This is a genomic window from Lacticaseibacillus jixianensis (assembly GCF_003946485.1).
GTDB classification, from domain to species: Bacteria; Bacillota; Bacilli; order Lactobacillales; family Lactobacillaceae; genus Lacticaseibacillus; species Lacticaseibacillus jixianensis.
In genome coordinates, this window is record NZ_RHOJ01000003.1 from 13704 (window position 1) to 35261 (window position 21558).

General features: G+C 55.1%; 36 protein-coding genes. 35 read left to right on the forward strand and 1 reads right to left on the reverse strand.

What is annotated here, in order from left to right:
* Window positions 1-42: 42 nt before the first annotated feature.
* Window positions 43-2133, forward strand: coding sequence for an elongation factor G (gene fusA / locus EKM85_RS02075; protein WP_125584615.1), 2091 nt, complete (start codon window positions 43-45; stop codon window positions 2131-2133).
* A 187-nt stretch (window positions 2134-2320) separates the two neighbouring features.
* On the opposite strand, the gene EKM85_RS02080 is transcribed toward fusA, so the two are convergent.
* Window positions 2321-2869 carry a cysteine hydrolase family protein gene (locus EKM85_RS02080; protein ID WP_125584616.1) on the reverse strand — a complete coding sequence of 183 codons (549 nt, stop codon included), beginning with the start codon at window positions 2867-2869 and terminating at the stop codon, window positions 2321-2323.
* Between the two features lie 374 nt (window positions 2870-3243).
* Here EKM85_RS02080 and rpsJ point away from each other — a divergent pair, with 374 nt between their 5' ends.
* The 34 genes from rpsJ to rplM all read left to right on the forward strand — a co-directional run bounded on the left by rpsJ (window position 3244) and on the right by rplM (window position 21558).
* Window positions 3244-3552 carry a 30S ribosomal protein S10 gene (rpsJ, locus tag EKM85_RS02085; protein WP_054663821.1) on the forward strand — a complete coding sequence of 103 codons (309 nt, stop codon included), beginning with the start codon at window positions 3244-3246 and terminating at the stop codon, window positions 3550-3552.
* A 25-nt stretch (window positions 3553-3577) separates the two neighbouring features.
* Window positions 3578-4213: a 50S ribosomal protein L3 gene (gene rplC, locus EKM85_RS02090; protein WP_125584617.1), complete on the forward strand. Its 636-nt coding sequence runs from the start codon at window positions 3578-3580 to the stop codon at window positions 4211-4213.
* 21 nt (window positions 4214-4234) lie between these two features.
* The gene (gene rplD / locus EKM85_RS02095) at window positions 4235-4858 is read left to right on the forward strand and encodes a 50S ribosomal protein L4 (RefSeq protein WP_125584618.1); all 624 of its coding nucleotides are present in this window, start codon (window positions 4235-4237) and stop codon (window positions 4856-4858) included.
* Window positions 4858-5145, forward strand: coding sequence for a 50S ribosomal protein L23 (gene rplW / locus EKM85_RS02100; RefSeq protein ID WP_125584619.1), 288 nt, complete (start codon window positions 4858-4860; stop codon window positions 5143-5145). The genes rplD and rplW overlap by 1 nt, the downstream gene beginning before the upstream one ends.
* Window positions 5146-5171: 26 nt before the next feature.
* Window positions 5172-6011 carry a 50S ribosomal protein L2 gene (gene rplB, locus EKM85_RS02105; RefSeq protein WP_125584620.1) on the forward strand — a complete coding sequence of 280 codons (840 nt, stop codon included), beginning with the start codon at window positions 5172-5174 and terminating at the stop codon, window positions 6009-6011.
* Between the two features lie 39 nt (window positions 6012-6050).
* Window positions 6051-6332 carry a 30S ribosomal protein S19 gene (gene rpsS / locus EKM85_RS02110; RefSeq protein ID WP_125584621.1) on the forward strand — a complete coding sequence of 94 codons (282 nt, stop codon included), beginning with the start codon at window positions 6051-6053 and terminating at the stop codon, window positions 6330-6332.
* A gap of 18 nt (window positions 6333-6350) precedes the next feature.
* The gene (gene rplV / locus EKM85_RS02115) at window positions 6351-6713 is read left to right on the forward strand and encodes a 50S ribosomal protein L22 (RefSeq protein ID WP_054663830.1); all 363 of its coding nucleotides are present in this window, start codon (window positions 6351-6353) and stop codon (window positions 6711-6713) included.
* Window positions 6714-6715: 2 nt separating this feature from the next.
* A complete protein-coding gene (gene rpsC / locus EKM85_RS02120; RefSeq protein ID WP_125584622.1) occupies window positions 6716-7378 on the forward strand; it encodes a 30S ribosomal protein S3 in 663 nt (220 codons plus the stop codon).
* 3 nt (window positions 7379-7381) lie between these two features.
* Window positions 7382-7816, forward strand: coding sequence for a 50S ribosomal protein L16 (gene rplP, locus EKM85_RS02125; RefSeq protein WP_125584623.1), 435 nt, complete (start codon window positions 7382-7384; stop codon window positions 7814-7816).
* A complete protein-coding gene (gene rpmC / locus EKM85_RS02130; protein WP_125584624.1) occupies window positions 7806-8000 on the forward strand; it encodes a 50S ribosomal protein L29 in 195 nt (64 codons plus the stop codon). The genes rplP and rpmC overlap by 11 nt, the downstream gene beginning before the upstream one ends.
* A gap of 20 nt (window positions 8001-8020) precedes the next feature.
* Complete coding sequence (rpsQ, locus tag EKM85_RS02135; RefSeq protein ID WP_054663840.1) at window positions 8021-8284, forward strand: 30S ribosomal protein S17; 264 nt, start codon at window positions 8021-8023, stop codon at window positions 8282-8284.
* 30 nt (window positions 8285-8314) lie between these two features.
* The gene (gene rplN / locus EKM85_RS02140) at window positions 8315-8683 is read left to right on the forward strand and encodes a 50S ribosomal protein L14 (RefSeq protein ID WP_125584625.1); all 369 of its coding nucleotides are present in this window, start codon (window positions 8315-8317) and stop codon (window positions 8681-8683) included.
* Between the two features lie 27 nt (window positions 8684-8710).
* Window positions 8711-9055, forward strand: a complete 345-nt coding sequence (gene rplX / locus EKM85_RS02145; RefSeq protein ID WP_125584626.1) for a 50S ribosomal protein L24 — start codon at window positions 8711-8713, stop codon at window positions 9053-9055.
* 6 nt (window positions 9056-9061) lie between these two features.
* Entirely contained in the window at window positions 9062-9604 is a 543-nt protein-coding gene (rplE, locus tag EKM85_RS02150) for a 50S ribosomal protein L5 (protein WP_125584627.1), read from the forward strand.
* Between the two features lie 13 nt (window positions 9605-9617).
* Window positions 9618-9803 carry a type Z 30S ribosomal protein S14 gene (locus EKM85_RS02155; protein WP_054717680.1) on the forward strand — a complete coding sequence of 62 codons (186 nt, stop codon included), beginning with the start codon at window positions 9618-9620 and terminating at the stop codon, window positions 9801-9803.
* Window positions 9804-9833: 30 nt separating this feature from the next.
* Window positions 9834-10232, forward strand: a complete 399-nt coding sequence (gene rpsH, locus EKM85_RS02160) for a 30S ribosomal protein S8 (RefSeq protein ID WP_054663852.1) — start codon at window positions 9834-9836, stop codon at window positions 10230-10232.
* A 30-nt stretch (window positions 10233-10262) separates the two neighbouring features.
* Window positions 10263-10793, forward strand: coding sequence for a 50S ribosomal protein L6 (gene rplF, locus EKM85_RS02165; protein WP_125584628.1), 531 nt, complete (start codon window positions 10263-10265; stop codon window positions 10791-10793).
* Window positions 10794-10925: 132 nt separating this feature from the next.
* The gene (rplR, locus tag EKM85_RS02170; RefSeq protein WP_125584629.1) at window positions 10926-11285 is read left to right on the forward strand and encodes a 50S ribosomal protein L18; all 360 of its coding nucleotides are present in this window, start codon (window positions 10926-10928) and stop codon (window positions 11283-11285) included.
* A gap of 23 nt (window positions 11286-11308) precedes the next feature.
* Window positions 11309-11818: a 30S ribosomal protein S5 gene (rpsE, locus tag EKM85_RS02175; RefSeq protein WP_125584630.1), complete on the forward strand. Its 510-nt coding sequence runs from the start codon at window positions 11309-11311 to the stop codon at window positions 11816-11818.
* A gap of 11 nt (window positions 11819-11829) precedes the next feature.
* Window positions 11830-12015 (forward strand): 50S ribosomal protein L30, encoded by a 186-nt coding sequence (gene rpmD / locus EKM85_RS02180; RefSeq protein ID WP_125584631.1) that lies wholly within the window; start codon window positions 11830-11832, stop codon window positions 12013-12015.
* Window positions 12016-12045: 30 nt separating this feature from the next.
* Window positions 12046-12486 carry a 50S ribosomal protein L15 gene (rplO, locus tag EKM85_RS02185; protein WP_125584632.1) on the forward strand — a complete coding sequence of 147 codons (441 nt, stop codon included), beginning with the start codon at window positions 12046-12048 and terminating at the stop codon, window positions 12484-12486.
* The gene (secY, locus tag EKM85_RS02190) at window positions 12486-13799 is read left to right on the forward strand and encodes a preprotein translocase subunit SecY (protein WP_125584633.1); all 1314 of its coding nucleotides are present in this window, start codon (window positions 12486-12488) and stop codon (window positions 13797-13799) included. The genes rplO and secY overlap by 1 nt, the downstream gene beginning before the upstream one ends.
* 10 nt (window positions 13800-13809) lie before the next feature.
* A complete protein-coding gene (locus tag EKM85_RS02195; RefSeq protein ID WP_125584634.1) occupies window positions 13810-14463 on the forward strand; it encodes an adenylate kinase in 654 nt (217 codons plus the stop codon).
* A gap of 125 nt (window positions 14464-14588) precedes the next feature.
* Entirely contained in the window at window positions 14589-14807 is a 219-nt protein-coding gene (gene infA / locus EKM85_RS02200; protein WP_054663875.1) for a translation initiation factor IF-1, read from the forward strand.
* A gap of 79 nt (window positions 14808-14886) precedes the next feature.
* Window positions 14887-15006 (forward strand): 50S ribosomal protein L36, encoded by a 120-nt coding sequence (gene rpmJ, locus EKM85_RS02205; protein ID WP_125584635.1) that lies wholly within the window; start codon window positions 14887-14889, stop codon window positions 15004-15006.
* Between the two features lie 23 nt (window positions 15007-15029).
* Window positions 15030-15395, forward strand: a complete 366-nt coding sequence (gene rpsM, locus EKM85_RS02210; protein ID WP_125584636.1) for a 30S ribosomal protein S13 — start codon at window positions 15030-15032, stop codon at window positions 15393-15395.
* Between the two features lie 20 nt (window positions 15396-15415).
* On the forward strand, window positions 15416-15805 hold the full coding sequence (gene rpsK / locus EKM85_RS02215; RefSeq protein ID WP_125584637.1) for a 30S ribosomal protein S11: 390 nt from the start codon (window positions 15416-15418) through the stop codon (window positions 15803-15805).
* Window positions 15806-15870: 65 nt separating this feature from the next.
* On the forward strand, window positions 15871-16809 hold the full coding sequence (locus tag EKM85_RS02220; RefSeq protein ID WP_125584638.1) for a DNA-directed RNA polymerase subunit alpha: 939 nt from the start codon (window positions 15871-15873) through the stop codon (window positions 16807-16809).
* 21 nt (window positions 16810-16830) lie between these two features.
* Window positions 16831-17211 carry a 50S ribosomal protein L17 gene (rplQ, locus tag EKM85_RS02225; RefSeq protein WP_125584639.1) on the forward strand — a complete coding sequence of 127 codons (381 nt, stop codon included), beginning with the start codon at window positions 16831-16833 and terminating at the stop codon, window positions 17209-17211.
* 423 nt (window positions 17212-17634) lie between these two features.
* Window positions 17635-18471 (forward strand): energy-coupling factor ABC transporter ATP-binding protein, encoded by an 837-nt coding sequence (locus EKM85_RS02230; protein ID WP_225418919.1) that lies wholly within the window; start codon window positions 17635-17637, stop codon window positions 18469-18471.
* Window positions 18447-19313, forward strand: a complete 867-nt coding sequence (locus tag EKM85_RS02235) for an energy-coupling factor ABC transporter ATP-binding protein (protein WP_125584641.1) — start codon at window positions 18447-18449, stop codon at window positions 19311-19313. Before EKM85_RS02230 ends, EKM85_RS02235 begins: the two co-directional genes overlap by 25 nt.
* Window positions 19306-20100, forward strand: a complete 795-nt coding sequence (locus tag EKM85_RS02240; RefSeq protein WP_125584642.1) for an energy-coupling factor transporter transmembrane component T family protein — start codon at window positions 19306-19308, stop codon at window positions 20098-20100. Before EKM85_RS02235 ends, EKM85_RS02240 begins: the two co-directional genes overlap by 8 nt.
* A 44-nt stretch (window positions 20101-20144) precedes the next feature.
* Window positions 20145-20888 carry a tRNA pseudouridine(38-40) synthase TruA gene (gene truA, locus EKM85_RS02245; RefSeq protein ID WP_125584643.1) on the forward strand — a complete coding sequence of 248 codons (744 nt, stop codon included), beginning with the start codon at window positions 20145-20147 and terminating at the stop codon, window positions 20886-20888.
* 223 nt (window positions 20889-21111) lie between these two features.
* Entirely contained in the window at window positions 21112-21558 is a 447-nt protein-coding gene (gene rplM / locus EKM85_RS02250) for a 50S ribosomal protein L13 (protein WP_125584644.1), read from the forward strand.

Genomic DNA, 21558 nt, shown 5'->3' on the forward strand with positions numbered 1-21558 from the left:
AAATTAGACATTTACCAATATTGAGAGGAGTTAACTTTTCACATGGCCAACAAGCGTGAATTTCCGCTGGACCGGACCCGCAACATCGGGATCATGGCCCACATCGACGCCGGTAAGACGACCACGACCGAACGTATTCTGTACTACACCGGGAAGATCCATAAGATCGGCGAAACCCATGATGGGGCTTCGCAGATGGACTGGATGGCCCAGGAACAGGAACGTGGGATCACGATCACCAGTGCGGCGACGACTGCGTTCTGGAAGGACAACCGGATCAACATCATCGACACCCCAGGACACGTTGACTTCACAATGGAAGTTGAACGTTCCCTGCGTGTCCTTGATGGCGCGATCACCGTTCTCGACGGTCAGTCCGGGGTTGAACCGCAGACTGAAAACGTCTGGCGTCAGGCTTCAACTTACAGCGTGCCCCGGATCGTTTTCGTCAACAAGATGGATAAGATCGGTGCTGACTTCAAGTACTCTGTCCAGACCCTGCACGATCGCCTGGGTGCGAATGCCCATGCCGTTCAGCTGCCAATCGGGGCTGAGGACAACTTCAAAGGGATCATTGATTTGATCGAAATGAAGGCTGACCTCTACGACGAAGATGAACTCGGGACCGAATGGGATGTCGTTGATATTCCTGCCGACATGAAGGAAGAGGCTGAACAAGCCCGTGCCGACTTGATCGAAGCGGTTGCCGACGTCGATGACGGCATCATGGACAAGTACCTGGAAGGCGAAGAGATCTCAAACGACGAGATCAAAGCGGCGATCCGTAAGGCAACCATCAACCTGGAATTCTTCCCAGTGCTGGCTGGCTCCGCCTTTAAGAACAAGGGTGTTCAGATGCTGCTTGATGCGGTCGTTGACTACCTGCCATCCCCACTGGATGTTAAGCCGTACAACGCGAAGGACCCAGATACGGGCGAAGCCGTTGAACTGCGTGCCGGCGACGATAAGGACTTCGCGGCTTTGGCCTTCAAGATCGCCACTGATCCGTTTGTTGGTCGTCTGACCTACATCCGGGTGTACAGCGGGACCCTAGAAGCAGGCTCTTACGTGCTGAACGCATCGAAGAACAACCGTGAGCGTGTTGGGCGTCTGCTGCAGATGCACTCAAACCACCGTGAAGAGATCCCTGAAGTGTTCTCTGGTGATATTGCGGCTGCGATCGGCTTGAAGAACACCACCACTGGTGATTCTCTGACCGCTGTTGATCACCCGCTGATCCTTGAGTCCCTTGAAGTGCCAGAACCAGTTATTCAGGTTTCCATCGAGCCAGACTCCAAGGAAGACCAGGACAAGCTGGATGTCGCCTTGCAGAAGCTTTCTGAAGAGGACCCGACCTTTAAGGCTGAGACCAACCCAGAAACTGGCGAAACGCTGATCGCCGGCATGGGCGAACTGCACTTGGACATCATGGTTGACCGGATGAAGCGCGAATTCAAGGTTGCCGCTAAGATCGGTGAACCACAGGTTGCGTACCGTGAAACCTTCACCAAGACTGCCTCCGCTGAAGGGCGTTTCGTTCGTCAGTCTGGTGGTAAAGGTCAGTACGGTGATGTCTGGGTAGAATTCACCCCGAACGAAGAAGGCAAAGGCTTCGAGTTTGAAGACGCCATCGTCGGTGGGGTTGTGCCTCGTGAGTACATCCCAGCGGTTGAAGCTGGCTTGAAGGATGCCATGAAGAATGGTGTCCTGGCAGGTTACCCACTGATCGACGTCAAGGCGAAGCTCTATGATGGGTCTTACCATGAAGTCGATTCCTCTGAAGCGGCCTTCAAGGTTGCGGCCAGCTTGGCCCTTCGCAACGCCGTGAAGGATGCAGGCGCGGTCATTCTGGAACCGATCATGCACGTTGAGGTCGTTGCCCCTGAAGAATACCTTGGGGACATCATGGGCCAGATCAACGCTCGCCGCGGCAGTGTTGAAGGGATGGAGCAGCGCGGGAACGCGCAGCTTGTCAACGCGATGGTACCGTTGGCCGAAATGTTTGGCTATGCGACCACGCTGCGTTCTGCGACCCAGGGCCGTGGGACCTTTACCATGACCTTCGATCACTACACGGCTGTGCCGAAGTCGATCCAGGCTGAGATCATCAAGAAAAACGGTGGCGAGGCTTAATTGCCTGCCGCTTGGGAGTCACGCTTAGGCGTGGCTCTTTTTTCTGATGGTGCCAAAGCCTGGGCCGTCTTGCCTGGGGGCATCGGCTCGCTGAGCGGGTAGCGTCCGGTGCGGCAGCCCCGAGATTTTTGGCAGAAAAAACCGGTCGCCTGCGGGAATGCGGGCGACCGGTTTTGATTTAGTAAGGTTATGCTAGTACAGCGTTCAGGACGGTTTTAAAGTGATTAAGCGCCCACTCTTGGCCCCCTGGGGTGAAGGTCGCAACGGCATCTTGGTGCACGACCAAAGGGTAATTCAGGTTGTAGGCATCAACAGCGGTGTGAAGCACACAGATATCGGTGCAGACCCCGACCAAGTGCACTTCATCAACGCGCCGCTCCCGCAACCAAAGGTCAAGCGGGGTGCCGGCAAAGCTGGAGTAGCGGGTTTTGTCGAACAGGGTCACGTTCTGTTCTTGTTGATGCTGCTGGTACCAAGGCGCAAGCGGACCGTAAAGCTCTCGGCCCCAGGTGCCGCGCACGTTGTGAGGCGGGAACAGTTTGGTCTCAGGGTGGTAGGGATCACCTGGGATGTGGACGTCGGTGGGCAGGTAGACAAACTCACCGGCCGCACGAAACTGTTCAGCAAGGGCGACCAGCCGCGGGGCGATGGCTTGGGCCGGTCCCCCAGCGGTCAGGGCCCCTTCGGCCGCGACAAAGTCATTCGTGTAATCGATAATTAGCAGTGCTTTTGGCATGATCAACCTCCTATGGTTGTTTAGGTTCACTGTAAGGACCTGGCAGGCCTGTGTCAAGACACGGCGGGCGGAATGAAAGAAACGGCCAGTTGAGCACGATAAAGCGCGAGGAAAGGCCGCCAAAACAAACTTTTGCTCGTGAAAAACTTTGAGAAAAGCCAAGAAAAGCCTTGCCACGCGCGGGGCTTTTTTGTATACTATCAAGAGTGCTGTTTGTCCTCGGGGGCAAACTCTGCACTTTTGACTCAATGGTTTGAGTCAGGATAGCGTGGATGTGAGAGGTTGCGACACGCCCGGCCGCTTTGCCACGGGGGCGCGACGGAAATTTTCACGGAGCTAGTCTACTAATGATAATAGACGAAGGAGGTTACACAATGGCAAAACAAAAGATTCGGATCCGGCTTAAGGCTTACGAACACCGGATTCTTGATCAATCAGCAGATAAGATCGTCGAGACCGCGAAGCGCACAGGTGCTTCCATCTCGGGCCCGATCCCGCTGCCGACCGAACGCACGATTTACACGGTGCTGCGTTCACCCCACAAGTACAAGGATTCTCGGGAACAGTTCGAAATGCGCACACACAAGCGCCTGATCGATATCGTTAACCCGACCCCGAAGACTGTGGACGCACTGATGAAGCTCGACCTGCCAAGCGGCGTCGACATTGAAATCAAACTATAATCTTATAGAACTAGGAGGTGTACCCATGGCACGTAAAGGAATCTTAGGTAAGAAAATTGGCATGACGCAAGTGTTCACGGAAAACGGCGAACTTGTTCCCGTTACCGTCATCGATGTAACGCCTAACGTTGTCCTGCAAGTTAAGACCGTTGAATCAGACGGCTACGAAGCAGTTCAGCTGGGCTACGGTGACAAGCGTGAAGTACTTAGCAACAAGCCAAGCGTCGGTCACGCGAAGAAAGCGGACACGACCCCTAAGCGCTTCATTAAGGAAATCCGTGATGTAGCGCTTAGCGATTACGAAGTCGGCAAGGAAGTTAAGGCCGATGAATTTGCAGCTGGCGACATCGTGGACGTCACCGGCATCTCCAAAGGGCACGGTTTTCAGGGTAACATTAAGAAGGACGGCCAGAGCCGCGGCCCAATGGCCCATGGCTCTCGTTACCACCGTCGTCCAGGTTCTCTTGGCGCCATCATCAACAAGGTGTTCAAGGGTAAGAAGCTGCCAGGGCGGATGGGTAATCACACCCGTACCATGCAGAACCTGACCGTTGTTTCGACCGACCTGGAGCACAACGTCATCCTGATCAAGGGTAACGTTCCAGGTGCTAACAAGTCGTTCGTTACCATCCGGTCCGCTGTTAAAGCAGCGGCTAAATAAAGCGAAGGGAGGACATAACTAATGGCAAACGTTACTTTATTCAAGCAAGACGGCACAGAAAACGGCACCGTTGATCTGAACGATGCAATCTGGGCTATCGAACCGAACGAAAACGCCGTGTTTGACGCAGTGCTGATGCAACGCGCTTCCCTTCGTCAAGGTACTCACGCCGTTAAGAACCGGTCCGCCGTTTCTGGCGGCGGCAAGAAGCCGTGGCGCCAGAAGGGGACCGGCCGTGCTCGTCAGGGCTCGATCCGTAGCCCACAGTGGCGTGGCGGTGGGATCGTCTTCGGACCGACCCCGCGGTCATACAGCTACCGGATCAACAAGAAGGTTGCCCGCTTGGCAATCAAGTCTGTGCTTGCACAGAAACTTGCTGATCAGGACCTGATCGTGGTTGACGGCCTGGCCTTCGACCAGCCTAAGACCAAGAACTTCGTCGCTGCGCTGGCAGCGCTGAAGGTCAATGAAAAGGCACTGGTCGTTCTTGAGGCCGGCAATGAGAATGCTGTTCGCGCAGCAAGCAACCTGCCAAACGTCAAGACGATCGCTGCAGACGGGATCAACGTATTGGATGTTGTGGATTACAACAAGCTGATCCTGACCCAATCTGCACTGCAAAAGATTGAGGAGGTGCTGGCATAATGGCTGAAGCACGCGACATCATCCTGCGCCCGATCGTGACCGAGCAGACGATGGCTGACATGGACAACAAGAAGTACACCTTCGAAGTTGCCCGCGATGCCGAGAAGACTGCTGTGCGCCGTGCCGTTGAAGAGATCTTCGACGTACACGTTGCAAAGGTCAACATCGCGAACGTACGCGGTAAAAAGAAGCGCCAAGGTAACTTTGTGGGCTACACCCGCAAGCGTCGGAAGGCCATCGTTACCCTGACCGCCGATTCAAAAGAAATCAAGATTTTTGAAGACTAAAAATCGATAGATAGGAGGAAACAAGCGTGGGCATCATTAAATACAAACCAACGTCAAACGGCCGGCGGAACATGTCTGGTTCAGATTTCGCTGAAATCACCAAGACCAAGCCGGAAAAGACGCTGCTCGAAAGTCAGAGCCACACCGCGGGCCGGAACGCTCAGGGCCACATCACCGTGCGTCACCGTGGCGGCGGTCACAAGCAGTTCTACCGCACGATCGACTTCAAGCGGAATAAGGACGACGTGGTCGCGACCGTTAAGGCGATCGAATACGATCCGAACCGGACGGCTAACATTGCACTGCTTCACTACGAAGATGGGGTCAAGTCCTACATCCTCGCACCGAAGGGCCTGAACGTTGGCGATAAGATCGTTTCTGGTGATACGGTCGACATCAAGCCCGGCAACACAATGCCGCTGAAGAACATCCCTGATGGGACCACGATCCACAACATCGAGCTTAAGCCTGGCAAGGGCGGCCAATTGGCCCGCTCCGCCGGCGCCTCTGCTCAGTTGCTTGGTAAGAACGACGACGGCAAGTACGTCACCGTTCGCCTGGCCTCCGGTGAAGTACGGATGATCCTGGCCGTTAACCGCGCCACGATCGGTGCTGTCGGCAACGAACAGCACGAACTGATCAGCATTGGTAAAGCTGGCCGCAAGCGCTGGTTGGGCTTCCGCTCGACCGTCCGTGGGTCAGTTATGAACCCTAACGATCACCCTCATGGTGGTGGTGAAGGTAAAGCACCAATCGGCCGGCCATCACCACTCTCCCCATGGGGCAAGAAGACCTTGGGTAAGAAGACGCGTGATCACAAGGCGAAGTCCGAGAAGTTCATCGTACGTCACCGCAAGAACAAGTAATTTTTACTTTGAATTACACCGAATAAAGGAGGTCACACAATGGGTCGCAGTCTTAAAAAAGGACCGTTCGCCGATGCACATCTTATGAAGAAGATCGATGCGCAGAAGGATAACGATAAGAAGACGGTCATCAAGACCTGGTCTCGTCGTTCTACCATTTTCCCGAGTTTCATCGGGTACACCATCGCGGTTTACGATGGTCGCAAACACGTCCCAGTTTACGTTTCTGAAGATATGGTCGGTCACAAGCTGGGTGAATTCGTTCCGACACGGACCTTCCGTGGTCACGCTAAGGACGATAAGAAAACAGCAGCACGCTAAGAAAGGAGCACATGATTCATGGCTGAAGAAATCACGTCTGCTACGGCGACGGCTAACACAGTTCGAATCGCGGCTCGCAAGGCGCGCCTGGTGATCGATCTGATCCGCGGCCGCGACGTCGCGGAAGCAATCGCTATTTTGGACTTCACGCCGCGCGCGGGCTCTCCAATTATTTCCAAGGTTCTGAAGTCCGCCATCGCGAACGCAGAACACAACTTTGACCTCGATGCGCAAAACCTTTACGTTAAGGAAGCTTTCGTTAACGAAGGCCCAACCCTGAAGCGGTTCCGGCCGCGCGCCAAGGGTTCTGCATCACCGATCAACAAGCGGACGAGTCACATTACCGTGACCGTCGCTGAGAAAGCCACAAAGGAGGGTTAAGCGTGGGTCAGAAAATTAATCCAATCGGTTTCCGTGTTGGCGTTATTCGCGATTGGGAATCCAAGTGGTACGCTGAGAAAGACTTTGCCAGCTACCTTCACGAAGACATCAAGATTCGGAAATTCATCAATGAAAAGCTTGCGGACGCCTCTGTTTCGACCATCGAGATCGAACGTGCCGCAAACCGCGTGAACATTTCGATTCACACCGCTAAGCCGGGTATGGTTATCGGCAAGGGTGGCGCTCAGGTCGAGGCACTGCGCAAGCAGCTGAATGACCTGACAGGCCGCAAGGTTCACATCAACATCGTCGAAATCAAGAAACCTGATCTTGATGCCAAGCTGGTTGGCGAAAGCATCGCCGCTCAGCTTGAGCAGCGGGTTGCGTTCCGCCGGGCGATGAAGCAGGCGATGCAGCGCACCATGCGTGCCGGTGCCAAGGGCATCAAGACGCAGGCTGCTGGTCGTTTGAACGGGGCGGACATTGCCCGTCGCGAGCACTACGCTGACGGCACCGTGCCGCTGCACACCCTGCGCGCAGACATTGACTACGCCTGGGAAGAAGCCCGCACGACTTACGGTCAGATCGGGATCAAGACCTGGATCTACCGCGGCGAAATTTTGCCGGACAAGCCAAACCGGCAACCTGCGAAGGGAGGCAAATAACCCATGTTAGTACCTAAGCGTGTGAAGCACCGTCGCGAATTCCGCGGCAAGATGCGTGGCGCAGCTAAGGGCGGCCGCAATGTCGACTTTGGTGATTATGGTCTGCAGTCGTTGGAATCCCACTGGATCTCTAACCGACAGATCGAAGCGGCTCGTGTCGCAATGACCCGTTACATGAAGCGTGGCGGGAAAGTTTGGATCAAGATCTTCCCTCAGAAGTCTTACACCTCCAAGGGTGTTGGGGTTCGTATGGGTAACGGGAAAGGCGCGCCATCCGGCTGGGTCGCAGTCGTTAAGCGCGAAAAAGTGATGTTCGAAGTTGGCGGCGTGCCAGAAGCCGTTGCCAAAGAAGCCTTGCGCCTCGCTTCCAACAAGCTTCCTGTCCGTACCAAGATCATTTCTCGTTCGGAAGGAGCTGAGCAATCTAATGAAGGCTAAAGAAATCGCTGCATTAACCACTGAGGAAATGCTCGCAAAAGAAAAGCAGTACAAAGAAGAGCTGTTCAACCTGCGTTTTCAGCAGGCGACTGGTCAACTGGAGAACACTGCTCGGCTGAAGCAGGTACGCAAGAACATTGCGCGGATCAAGACTGTCCTGCGTCAGCAATCACTGAATAAATAAACGGAAAGGAGACTATCACCTTGGCAGAACGTAATTCTCGTAAAGTTTATCAAGGCCGTGTTGTTTCTGACAAAATGGACAAGACGATCACCGTCCAAGTCAACACGACGAAGACGCACCCGGTATACGGCAAGCGTGTCAAGTACTCAAAGAAGTACTATGCACACGATGAAGAAAATGTCGCAAAAGTCGGCGATCTGGTTCAGATCATGGAAACTCGTCCGATGTCTCGCAACAAGCGTTTCCGTTTATTGAACGTGGTCGAAAAGGCAGTTCGTATTTAATTTAAATACGTTTGAAAGGAGGACCAACCCGTGATTCAACAAGAAAGTCGTCTTAAAGTCGCTGACAACTCTGGTGCCCGCGAGTTGCTGGTGATCAAAGTGCTTGGCGGTTCTTACCGCAAGACTGGGAACATTGGTGACATCGTTGTGGCAACCGTAAAACAGGCTACACCAGGTGGCGTTGTCAAAGCCCACGATGTGGTCAAGGCCGTCATCGTGCGCACCAAGTCGGGTGCCCGCCGCACTGATGGTTCCTACATCAAGTTCGACGAAAACGCCGCGGTCATCATTAACGCGGACAAGAGCCCACGGGGGACTCGTATCTTTGGACCAGTCGCACGCGAACTGCGTGACGGCGATTTCATGAAGATCGTTTCCTTAGCGCCTGAAGTCCTTTAATCATTCTGACCAAATAGGAGGTGCGACATGAAAATCAAGACTGGTGATAAAGTTCGGGTCATGCGTGGTAAAGACGCCGGCAAAGAAGGTACGGTAACCAAGGTCCTGCTTAAGGCAGACAAGGTCATCGTCGAAGGCGTTAACATGATCAAGAAACACCAAAAGCCTAACAACGCGAACCCGCAAGGCGGGATCGTGGATAAGGAAGCAGCCATCGCCGTTTCAAACGTGATGCTGCTGGATCCAGAAAGCAACAAGCCAACCCGCGTTGGTGCTGAAATTAAGGACGGCAAGAAGGTTCGGATCGCCAAGAAATCTGGCAAAGAACTGACCGCTGCTGCGCCTGTAAAAACTGATGGGAAGGAGGACTAATCCCAGATGGCAAATCGTTTACAAGAACGCTTTAACAAAGAGATCGCACCGGCACTGGTAGAGAAGTTCAACTACAAGAGCACGATGCAGACCCCGCACGTTGAGAAGATCGTTTTGAACATGGGGGTCGGCGATGCCACACAGAACGCCAAGCTCATGGACGAAGCCGTTGCTGAATTGGCTCAGATCTCCGGTCAACAGCCGCTGATCACCAAGGCCAAGAAGAGTATCGCGAACTTCCGCCTGCGTGAAGGCATGTCGATTGGCGCCAAGGTCACCCTGCGTGGCGAGCGTATGTACGACTTCTTGGACAAGCTGATCAACGTCTCCCTGCCACGTGTGCGTGACTTCCACGGGATCTCTCCTAAGTCCTTCGACGGCCGGGGCAACTACACCCTGGGCTTGAAGGAACAACTGATCTTCCCAGAAATTGATTACGATCAGGTCAACCGCGTTCGCGGCTTGGACGTCGTTATCGTTACCACTGCAAATACTGACGAGGAAGGCCTCGAACTGCTGAAGCAGCTCGGCATGCCTTTCGCTAAATAAAGGAGGGTCACACTTGGCTAAGAAGTCGATGATCGTGAAGAACAACCGGCCTGCAAAGTTCGCAGTGCAAGAATACACACGCTGCCAACGTTGTGGTCGTCCGCATTCTGTTTATCGTAAGTTCAAACTCTGCCGGATTTGCCTTCGTGAATTAGCTCATGCCGGTCAAATTCCTGGTATGCGCAAAGCTAGCTGGTAAACCGAAACCCAGTCAAAGGAGGTTAAATCAATGGTCTTGACCGATCCAATCGCAGATTACTTGACCCGTATTCGCAACGCCAACATGGTGCGTCACGAATCCCTGGTCGTACCTGCATCTAAGATGAAAATCAACATTTCCGAGATCCTCAAGCAAGAAGGCTTCATCCGTGATTACGAAGTGATCGAGGATGATAAGCAAGGCGTCATTCGCTTGTTCCTGAAGTACGGGAAGAACAATGAACGCGTTATTTCCGGCTTGAAGCGCATCTCTAAGCCTGGCCTGCGCTCCTACGTGAAGGCTGACGCTGTGCCGAAGGTCTTGAACGGCCTTGGCATCGCCATCCTGTCCACTCCTGAAGGTGTGATCACCGACAAGGAAGCGCGCGCGAAGAACGTTGGCGGCGAAGTACTCGCCTACGTTTGGTAAGATAAAACTTTAAAAAGGAGGTGCCTCCAAGTGAGTCGTATTGGTTATAAAGCAATCACCGTGCCGGCTGGCGTTACTGTCACCGTCGACGGCGAAAACATCACCGTAAAGGGCCCGAAGGGTGAGATGACTCGCCACTTTGCCCCAGAAATTTCCATGACGCAAGACGGCAACGAGATCAAGTTCGACCGTCCCGACGATTCGTTCAAGGCTGTCCACGGGACAACGCGTGCCAACCTGAACAACATGATCGTCGGTGTTACCGAGGGCTTCAAGAAAAACATGAAGCTGGTCGGGGTCGGCTACCGTGCTCAAAAGCAGGGCGACAAGCTTATTTTGAACGTCGGCTATTCTCACCCCGTTGAAATGACCCCGCCGAAGGGAATCGAATTCGACGTGCCTAGCAACACCGAGATCACCGTTTCCGGGATCTCCAAGCAGGTCGTTGGTCAGTGGGCCGCCGAGATCCGTGCGGTCCGTTCCCCAGAGCCTTACAAAGGCAAGGGGATCCGTTACGTTGACGAATACGTTCGGCGTAAGGAAGGTAAGACTGGTAAGTAGTCTGCCGGTTAATTTCGGGGTGAAGGTTCTCTTCGCCCGTGTCATGCGCCTGGGGCTGCGTCACTGGGCGGCTGAAACTCAGCCGACCTAGTTCATCACCGCCTCAAGCAGCTAATCAAAGGAGTGAACATTGTGATTTCCAAGCCAGATAAAAACAAGACCCGGCAACGGCGTCACGCACGCGTCCGGGGTAAGATTTCTGGTACGAGCGAGCGCCCACGCTTGAACATTTTCCGTTCAAATAAAAACATCTACGCGCAATTAATTGATGACGTAGCGGGTGTGACGCTAGCAAGTGCCTCCACTCTCGACAAAGAAGTATCTGATGACGCAAACAAGACCGAGCAGGCAAAGCAGGTTGGCGAATTGGTTGCCAAGCGCGCCGTTGCTGCTGGTCATAAAGTAGTGGTCTTTGACCGTGGTGGTTACCTCTATCATGGTCGCGTGCAGGCGCTTGCAGAAGCGGCTCGCGAAAACGGCCTTGAATTCTAACAAAGAAGGAGGAAAACCAATCCATGGCATCATATATTGATCCAAACCAACTAGACCTGGAAGATCGCGTCGTGTCGATCAACCGTGTCACTAAAGTTGTCAAAGGTGGTCGTCGGCTGCGTTTTGCATCCATCGCGATCGTCGGCGACAAGCACGGTCACGTCGGCTTCGGGACCGGTAAGGCCCAGGAAGTGCCAGAAGCGATCCGCAAAGCGGTCGAAGACGCCAAGAAGAACCTGATCGAAGTGCCAATCGTTGGCACGACGATCCCTCACGAAGCGATCGGTCACTTCGGCGCTGGTGAAGTTTTGCTTAAGCCAGCCGTTGAAGGGTCCGGGGTTGCCGCCGGCGGTGCGGTCCGTGCCGTGATGGAACTGGCCGGCATCATCGATGTCACCAGCAAGTCGCTTGGCCGGAACACGCCGATCAACATGATCCGCGCGACGATGGACGCTCTTACGCAGCTTAAGACTGTTCAGGAAGTGGCTGAACTCCGCGGCGTATCCGTATCGCACTTGCAAGAACAAAACTAGGAGGGCACATCATGGCGCAATTAAAAATTACATTGACCCGCAGTGCTGCTCACCGGTTGCCTAAGCAACGCAAGATTGTTAAGGAATTGGGTCTGGGCCGTGTCAACAGCTCAGTCGTCAAGCCTGACAACGACGCAACACGCGGTGCGGTTTTTCAGATTTCCCACTTGGTTTCTGTTGAAGAAGTCAAGGACTAATCCATTACGCAAAAAGGAGGTGCCACACGAATGAAGTTACACGAATTAAAACCGAATGACGGTGCACGCCAAGCACGCAAGCGCGTTGGCCGCGGGACTTCCAGCGGTACTGGTAAGACTGCTGGTAAAGGGACCAAGGGTCAACTGGCTCGCCAGGGCGGCAAGACGCGGCTTGGGTTCGAAGGTGGCCAGATGCCACTGTTCCGGCGCATGCCGAAGCGCGGCTTCAAGAACATCAACCGCAAAGACTTTGCAATCCTGAACGTCGAAGAGCTTAACCGCTTCGATGAAGGGACCGAAGTAACCCCAGCCCTGCTAGTTGAGACCGGCTTGATCAAGAACGAAAAAGACGGTATCAAGTTGTTGGGTAACGGCAAGCTGGATAAGAAGCTGACCGTTAAAGTTAACAAGGCTTCCGAAGCTGCCAAAGGCGCAGTCGAAGCAGCAGGCGGTTCGCTTGAGGTGATCTAATGCTGAAAACCCTCGTTAACGCATTTAAGGTCAAGGACATCCGTAACAAGATCCTCTTCACCTTGGGCGTTTTGCTGGTTTATCGACTAGGGGCGCAGATCGCAGTGCCTGGCGTTAATGCTAAGGCCTTGACGCAGGTCGGATCGACCGGCTTGATCTCCTTGCTCGACACCGTTTCCGGTGGCGGGTTAGCCAACTACTCGATCTTCTCAATGGGGGTCTCACCGTACATCACGGCGCAAATCGTCGTTCAACTGCTGCAGACGGACATCGTGCCGAAGTTTGTTGAATGGGGCAAGCAAGGGGAAGTTGGCCGGCGCAAGCTGAACCAAGTGACCCGGTACCTGACCATCTTCCTGGGCTTCTTCCAGGCGGTCGGGATCACAGCGGGCTTCCAGCAACTCTCCGCACTGGGTTTAGTTAAGAACCCAACGATCCAGACGTACGTCGTCATCGGGATCATCCTGACTGGGGGCACCATGCTCCTGACTTGGATGGGCGAGCAAATCACAGACAAAGGGATCGGTAATGGGGTGTCGATGATCATCTTCGCCGGCATCATTGCCCGCCTCCCTAGTGGGGTCGCTTCTCTGTGGCGTGATAACATCACGAACAACGATCCTGCTGATCGCTGGCAGGGCATCCTGTTCATGGTCGCCCTAGTCGTCGTCGTGCTGCTGGTCGTGACCTTCGTGACCTGGGTCCAACAGGCCAACCGGAAGATCCCGATTCAGTACACGCGCCGGGTCGCTGCTTCTGGTAGTGAAAGCTACCTGCCGCTGAAGGTCAACGTGGCCGGGGTGATCCCAGTCATCTTCGCCAGTTCGTTCATTATCACGCCGCAGACGATCCTGATGGCCTTCGCCAAACGGTTCCAAGGTGCCGGCTGGTATGAAACCATGACGAACATCTTCAACATGCAGACGACACCAGGGGTCGTCATTTACACGATCCTGATCGTCCTGTTCACGTTCTTCTATGCTTTTGTCCAGGTCAACCCGGAAAAAGTGCAGGAGAATTTGACCAAGCAGGGGTCATACATTCCTGGTGTGTGGCCTGGCAAGGAAACTGAGAAGTATCTGTCCAGCTTGCTGATGCGGCTGTCGACGGTCGGGGCGTTGTTCCTTGGCTTTGTCGCACTGCTGCCGCAGCTGGCCGCCAACCTTTGGGGCTTGCCTCAAAGCATTGGGCTGGGCGGAACGAGTCTTCTGATCGTCGTGATGACGGCGATCGAACTGGTTCGCCAGCTTGATGGGTTGCTGATGAAGCGCGAGTACATCGGGTTTATCCGCGATGATCTCGTGAAGAATTAGGAGGATCGACATGAATCTCATTTTAATGGGACTGCCTGGTGCCGGTAAGGGGACCCAAGCGGAGCGCATCGAGGATGCGTACCCGATTGCCCACATCAGCACAGGCGACATGTTCCGCGAAGCGATGGCGAACGGTACCGCCATGGGGAAGCAGGCCAAAAGCTACATTGATCAAGGACAGCTGGTTCCCGACAGTGTCGTTGAGGGCATGGTGAAGGAGCGTTTGCAGCAAAAGGATACCGATCAGGGTTTCATGCTTGATGGGTTTCCGCGGACGCTGGCTCAGGCCGAAGCGCTTGAGACCATCACTAAGGAGCTGAATAAGCCCCTCGATGCCGTCATCAATATTGACGTTAAGCCTGAGGTGCTGATCGATCGCCTGTCCGGGCGGTACATCTGCAAGACCTGCGGCGCGACGTACCATAAGCTCTATCATCCGACTAAGGTGGCTGGGACTTGCGACCGTTGTGGCGGTCACGAGTTCTTCCAGCGCGAGGATGACAAGCCGGAAACGGTGAAAAATCGCCTGAAAGTCAACATCGAGGAGAACACGCCGCTGATCGATTTCTATCAGAAGCGGGATCTGCTCTTTACCGTCAACGGTGATCAGGACATTGACTTGGTCTTCGCTGACGTCCAAGCGGTCTTGAAACAACTCAACTAACGCGTCGCCACGACCTGACTGTTTTCAAACGGGTCGAATTATGTTACAATGTCGCGGTATGCGCTGAGGGCTTGCCCTCACCGCGTTTTCGCGTGTGATCCAGACAATTAGGAGGAATTTATTTCGTGGCAAAAGACGATGTGATCGAGATCCAGGGCACCGTGGTCGATACTTTACCGAACGCGATGTTCAAAGTCGAACTTGAAAACGGGGCGACCATCCTGGCCCACGTCTCTGGCAAAATTCGGATGCACTACATCCGTATCCTGCCAGGTGACAAGGTGACAGTCGAATTGTCTCCTTACGATCTGACCAAGGGCCGGATCACCTACCGTTTCAAGTAAGTGTGTGGCCAACCGCTGCACCTAAATTGCCAGACCAAATCGCAGTTCGGCTGCGTTTTCCAAGAGGAGGCTATACATCATGAAAGTACGTCCATCTGTTAAAAAGATGTGCGAGCACTGCAAGGTTATCCGCCGGCATGGCCGCGTCATGATCATCTGCTCTGCTAACCCGAAGCACAAACAGCGCCAAGGTTCATAAACTAAACTAGGAGGTGTCATCATATGGCTCGTATCGCAGGTGTTGACTTGCCCCGCGGCAAGCAAATCGTCATCGCGCTGACCTATATTTATGGGATCGGCAACACGACCGCCCAGAAGATCCTGAAGGAAGCCGGCGTTCCAGAGAACGTTCGCGAAGAAGACCTGACCCCTGACCAGGAAGACAAGATCCGTGCAGCCGTCGACAACGTTAAAGTTGAAGGCGACCTGCGCCGTGAAGTTAACCTGAACATCAAGCGGCTTCAGGAAATTGGTTCGTATCGTGGCATGCGTCACCGCCGTGGTCTGCCCGTTCGCGGTCAGAACACCAAGAATAACGCACGCACTCGCAAGGGTAAGAAAGTTACCATTGCCGGCAAGAAGAAATAAATAAAGGAGGTTAGAATTCGATGGCAGTTAGAAAAACCACTCGCAAGCGCCGTGTTCGCAAGAACATTGAGACCGGCGTTGCGCACATCCACTCCACGTTCAACAACACGCTGGTCATGATCACCGACCCGCGTGGTAACGCGATCGCCTGGTCTTCCGCCGGTGCCCTGGGCTTTAAGGGTTCCCGTAAGTCCACTCCGTTTGCTGCACAGATGGCTGCTGAAGCCGCTGCGAAGGAATCGATGGAGCACGGCATGAAGTCCGTTGAAGTTGCTGTTAAGGGCCCTGGTTCCGGCCGTGAAGCTGCGATCCGTTCCCTTCAAGCAACAGGTCTTGAAGTGACCGCGATCCGCGACGTGACCCCAGTGCCGCATAACGGTTCTCGTCCTCCAAAGCGTCGTCGTGTGTAATTGTTACCCCACCATTTCAAGTTTGGGCAACGTTCACTTCTCGTTTTGAAAGGGGTACAAACTAGATGATCGAATTTGAAAAGCCGAACATCACCAAGGTTGACGAAAGCACCAACTACGGCAAGTTTGTGGTCGAACCACTCGAACGCGGCTACGGGACCACCCTCGGGAATTCCCTGCGGCGGATCCTGTTGTCGTCCTTGCCAGGTGCAGCGGTTTCCAATATCCAAATCGATGGTGTGCTGCATGAGTTCAGCACGATCGATGGCGTACTGGAAGACGTGACCCAGATCATCCTGAACATCAAGAAGCTCGCTTTGAAGATGCATTCGGATGAGGATAAGACCGTCGAGATCGATGTTGACGGCCCGGCCACGGTGACCGCCGCCGACATCGTCACTGATGCTGATGTTGAGGTATTGAACCCCGAACAGTACATCTGCACTGTTGCCGAAGGGGGCCACTTCCACGTTCGCATGACCGTTCGCACCGGTCGCGGCTACGTGCCAGCGGATCAGAACAAGACCGAAAACATGCCGATTGGCGTGCTGCCGATCGACTCGATTTTTACCCCGATCAGTCGGGTCAACTATCAGGTTGAAAGCACACGTGTCGGCCGGCGTAACGACTTCGACAAGTTGACACTTGACGTCTGGACGAACGGTTCGATCTCACCACGCGAAGCGATCAGCTTAGCCGCTAAGATCCTCACCGAGCACCTGGACATCTTCGTTAACCTGACCGATTCGGCGAAGAACGCGGAGATCATGGTCGAAAAGGAAGAAACCCACAAGGAAAAGATGCTTGAGATGACCATCGAAGAGCTCGACTTATCTGTTCGTTCCTACAACTGCTTGAAGCGTGCTGGTATCAACACGGTTCAAGAGCTGACCAATAAGACCGAAGCTGACATGATGAAGGTCCGCAACCTGGGCCGTAAGTCGCTTGAAGAAGTCAAAAACAAGCTGTCTGATCTCGGCTTAAGCCTGCGTAAGGAAGACTAATACTTAAAAGGAGGCCAATCCATGAGCTACCGGAAATTAGGGCGCACCAGCTCCCAGCGTAAAGCGCTGCTGCGCGACTTGACCACCGACTTGATCGTCAAGGAACGCATCACGACGACCGAAGCCCGCGCCAAGGAAATTCGTTCCACCGTTGACAAGATGATCACGCTCGGCAAGCGCGGCGACCTGCACGCCCGTCGTCAGGCTGCAGCATACCTGCGGAACACGATCGCTGACGTCAAGGAAGACGGCGACACTGTTGTTGTTCAGTCCGCGCTGCAAAAGCTGTTTGCTGATGTTGCGCCACGCTATGCAGAACGCAATGGCGGTTACACCCGCATTCTGAAGACCAACCAACGCCGCGGCGACGCAGCACAGATGGTCGTCATCGAACTGGTCTAAGCTTCGGCTTTCCCAGTTCAAAAAATCTAAAACCGAACCGACCCCTGCGGCCGGTTCACTTTGATCATTTGATCGATGGAGCGTTACGATGTTGGCTGCCATCTTGGTAGGGGCTTTGCCCTGAGGTCTTCGGACCTCGCCGAGTCTAGCTTGAGAGCACCGGGCAACCGGTGTCTCCATCTCAAATGATTTTTTTGTACCCAAAATTTGGGGGCCGCGTCGCCAGGTCCGCCGAGTGGAGACATGGCGGCCGCCGCTGAACGGGCGATGCATGGTCCGCCCTGGCGTGAAGGGCGGTCCGCCTTGGTGCGCCGCCTTGCCAAGCCGGGCCTGGTGCGGGAAAATATGGTATCATGTCATAGTTATGTGGGCCGAGTTGGGGCCTACCAGGGCGTGGAATGCGCCAGAGTGGGAGGACGCTTCGTGACAGCAGCCATCGAGATCGAAAATTTGAATTACCGCTATCCTGACGCCAAGCGGCCCGCGCTGCACGACGTCAGTTTGACGATCGCGCAGGGCGAGTGGGTCGCGATCATTGGCCATAACGGCTCGGGTAAAAGCACCCTAGCCAAGAACATTAATGGCCTGCTGGCCCCTGAATCTGGCCGGGTGACGGTTGCGGGCATGCCGCTGAACGAGGCCAACGTCTGGAAGATCCGGGAGAAGGTCGGCATTGTTTTCCAAAACCCAGACAATCAGTTTGTCGGGGCGACGGTGCAGGACGATGTCGCTTTTGGGCTGGAGAACCGGGCCGTGCCGCGGCCAGAAATGCTGACGCGGGTGCACGATGCCTTGGTGCAGGTCAACATGCTTGAATTTGCCACTCGCGAGCCGGCGCGCCTTTCCGGCGGGCAGAAGCAGCGCGTGGCGATCGCCGGGATCATCGCGCAGCGGCCGGACATTATTATCCTTGATGAGGCTACGTCCATGCTCGATCCGGCCGGTCGCAGTGAAGTGCTGGCCCTGATCGAGCAGCTGCAGGCGCGTTCGGCGATGACGGTGGTCTCGATCACCCACGACGTTGACGAGGCGGCTTCGGCCGACCGGGTCGTGCTTTTGAATGACGGCGAGATCGTGGAGCAGGGGACCCCGGCGGCCCTTTTTACCCACGGTGAGGAACTGCTGTCTCTGGGCCTCGACGTGCCTTACCCGGAGCGGCTGAAGGCGGCCTTGCGCCGCCGTGGGGCCAAAATGCCGGATGGCTATCTTGATCAGGAAGGGCTGGTGAAGTACCTGTGGACATTACATTCGACCATGTGAGCTTCACCTACCAGGCGGGAACGCCGTTTGCCGGTGACGGCTTGAAAGACGTCACGACGACCATCAAAGACGGCTCCTACACCGCCATCATTGGCCACACTGGCTCAGGGAAAAGCACGCTGCTTCAGCACCTTAACGCGCTGCTAAAGCCGACTGCCGGCACGGTGACGATTGGCGATCGGGTCATCACCAATGAAACCAACAACAAAAACCTGAAGCCCATTCGCCGCGAGGTCGGGATGGTGTTCCAGTTTGCGGAAAACCAGCTCTTTGAGCAGACCGTGGCCAAGGATATTGCGTTTGGCCCGACCAACTTTGGGGTCCCGGCAGAAGAGGCAGAGAAACAGGCGGCGGCAATGGTCGCGCTGGTTGGGCTGCCCCCAGAGGTGCTTGAGCAGTCACCCTTTGACCTTTCAGGCGGCCAGATGCGCCGCGTCGCGATCGCCGGGGTGCTCGCGATGAAGCCGTCGGTGCTCGTGCTCGACGAGCCCACTGCCGGTCTTGATCCGGCGGGGCGCGCCGAGATGATGACCATGTTCAACCGGCTGCATCAGGAGCAAGGGCTGACCATTGTGCTCGTGACCCACCAGATGGACGATGTCGCCGATTACGCCGATCACGTCCTGGTCATGGATCAGGGGCGGTTGGTCAAGGAAGGCACCCCGCGGGAGATCTTCCAGGACGCGGACTGGCTTGCCGACCACCAGTTGGGCCTGCCGAAAACGGCGGCAATGGCGCGGCGACTGACCGCGCAGGGCTTTCGCTTTGACCCGCTGCCGTTAACGACCGCGCAGTTGGCCGACCAGCTGCTGCCGCAGATCGGAGGCCCTGCCCATGACTAAATTGCTACTGGGGCGCTACCTCCCAGGTGATTCCTGGGTGCACAAGCTAGATCCGCGCACCAAGCTGATGGCCAGCTTCTACTACATCGGCATCATTTTCCTGGCCAATAACTGGCAGACGTACCTGTTGATGTTCATGGCGACGATGGTGATGGTGGCGGCGTCCAAAATCAAGTTGGGGTTTTTCCTGCGCGGCGTGCGGCCGATGATCTGGCTGATCCTCTTTACTGTGATGCTGCAGGTGTTCTTCACCAAAGGCGGTGCTACCTACTGGTCGTGGGGGTGGCTCGCGATCACGCAGTACGGGCTGACCAACGGGGCGTTCATCTTCATGCGCTTTGTGTTGATCATCTTCGTGTCCACGCTGCTGACGCTGACAACGCAGCCGTTGTCCCTAGCCGACGCGGTGGAATCGCTCCTCAAGCCGCTGCGGGTGCTGCACGTGCCAGTTACCGAGCTGGCCTTGGTCCTGCAGATCGCGTTGCGCTTCGTGCCGACGTTAATGGATCAAACCACCAAGATCATGAATGCCCAGCGTGCCCGCGGCGTTGATTTTGGCTCGGGCAACCTGTTCCAACAGATGAAAGCCGTGGTGCCGCTGCTCATCCCGCTGTTTGTCGACAGCTTCGGCATTGCCGAGGATTTAGCCACCGCAATGGATGCCCGCGGCTATCAAGGCGGGGACGGCCGCACGAAGTACCGCGTGCTCCAGTACCACCGAAAGGACATCGTTGCCGGCATGATCATGGCCGGCTTGACTATTGCCCTGATTTTCTTGAAAGCATAGACGGGGTCTCGCGCCGATTGCGAGGCTTTTTAGGAGAGACAATCGTGACGCATTTCAAACTCACGCTCGCATATGACGGCACTAACTTTGCCGGCTACCAGATCCAGCCGCACCAGCGCACCGTTCAGGGCGTCTTGCAAAAGGCGTTAGGAAAAATGGCCAAGGTGCCGGCGATTCACGTTGACGGGTCCGGCCGCACCGATTCTGGGGTGCACGCCTTGGGGCAGGTCGTGTCGTTTGATTACCCAGGGACCCTGCCGGCCCGGTCGATGATGCTGGCAATGAACTCGCTGATGCCGCTGGACATTGAGATCCTGAATGCCGAAATCGTCCCCGCCACTTTTCACGCGCGCTACTCGGCCAAGGGCAAGCGGTACCGGTACCGCGTCGCCCGCGGGCGGTTCACCGATCCCTTCAAGCGGCTGTACACAGGCCACTACCCGTACCAGTTGGACGTGGCCCGGATCCGCCTAGCGCTTCAAGACGTCGTGGGAACCCACGACTTCACGAGTTTTGCTGCCAGCGGTGGGGTGATCGAGGATAAGGTGCGGACGATCTACGAAGCAACGGTGCAAGATGACGCCGCCAACAACGAGCTGATCTTCGAGTTTTACGGCAACGGCTTTTTGTACAACATGGTGCGCATTATCGTGGCGACCCTGCTGGAGATCGGCAATGGCCGCCGCGATGTGCACGACTTTTTGCGCCTGTATGAGGTCAAGGACCGCCAGCAGGCCCGCGGCACGGCACCGGCGTCAGGCCTGTACCTCAAGGAGGTCTATTACTGACTAGGCCAGTGCGAGAGCCGCAAGCATTAGTCAGTCCGCAAACGGGTCGTGCGCGCAATTCAGCGCGCCGGCTGGATTGATAAAGAGTGGGGTCGGTGCGGTTAATCGCGCGTTGACTTTTCGCCGGAATTTTGATAAAGTAGTCGCTGGTATTGTTTGCCCCACATAAGCCCCGGAAACTTATAAGGTGTCAAACAGCACAGAATATTGGAGGAAACAAATCGTGCGTACAACATATTTGGCTAAGCCAGGTGAAATCGAACACAAGTGGGTCGTTATTGACGCCACTGATATTAGCCTTGGCCGTTTGGCCTCGGCTGTCGCAACCATCCTGCGTGGCAAGAACAAGCCGACCTACACCCCGAGCGTTGACGTTGGCGACAACGTGATCGTGATCAATGCAGGTAAGCTTAAGCTGACCGGTCGGAAGGCTAGCGACAAGATCTACTACCACCATTCACAGCATCCAGGTGGCTTGAAGCATGAAGTCGCAGGGGACCTTCTTAGGGACAACCCGGCTCGCCTTGTCGAATACGCTGTCAAGAAGATGCTGCCGACCAAGAATACACTTGGCCACCAGCAATTCCTGAAGCTTCACGTCTATGCCGGTGAGGATCACCCTCACGCCGCACAGAACCCTGAAGTACTCGACATCAAGAACCTAATTTAA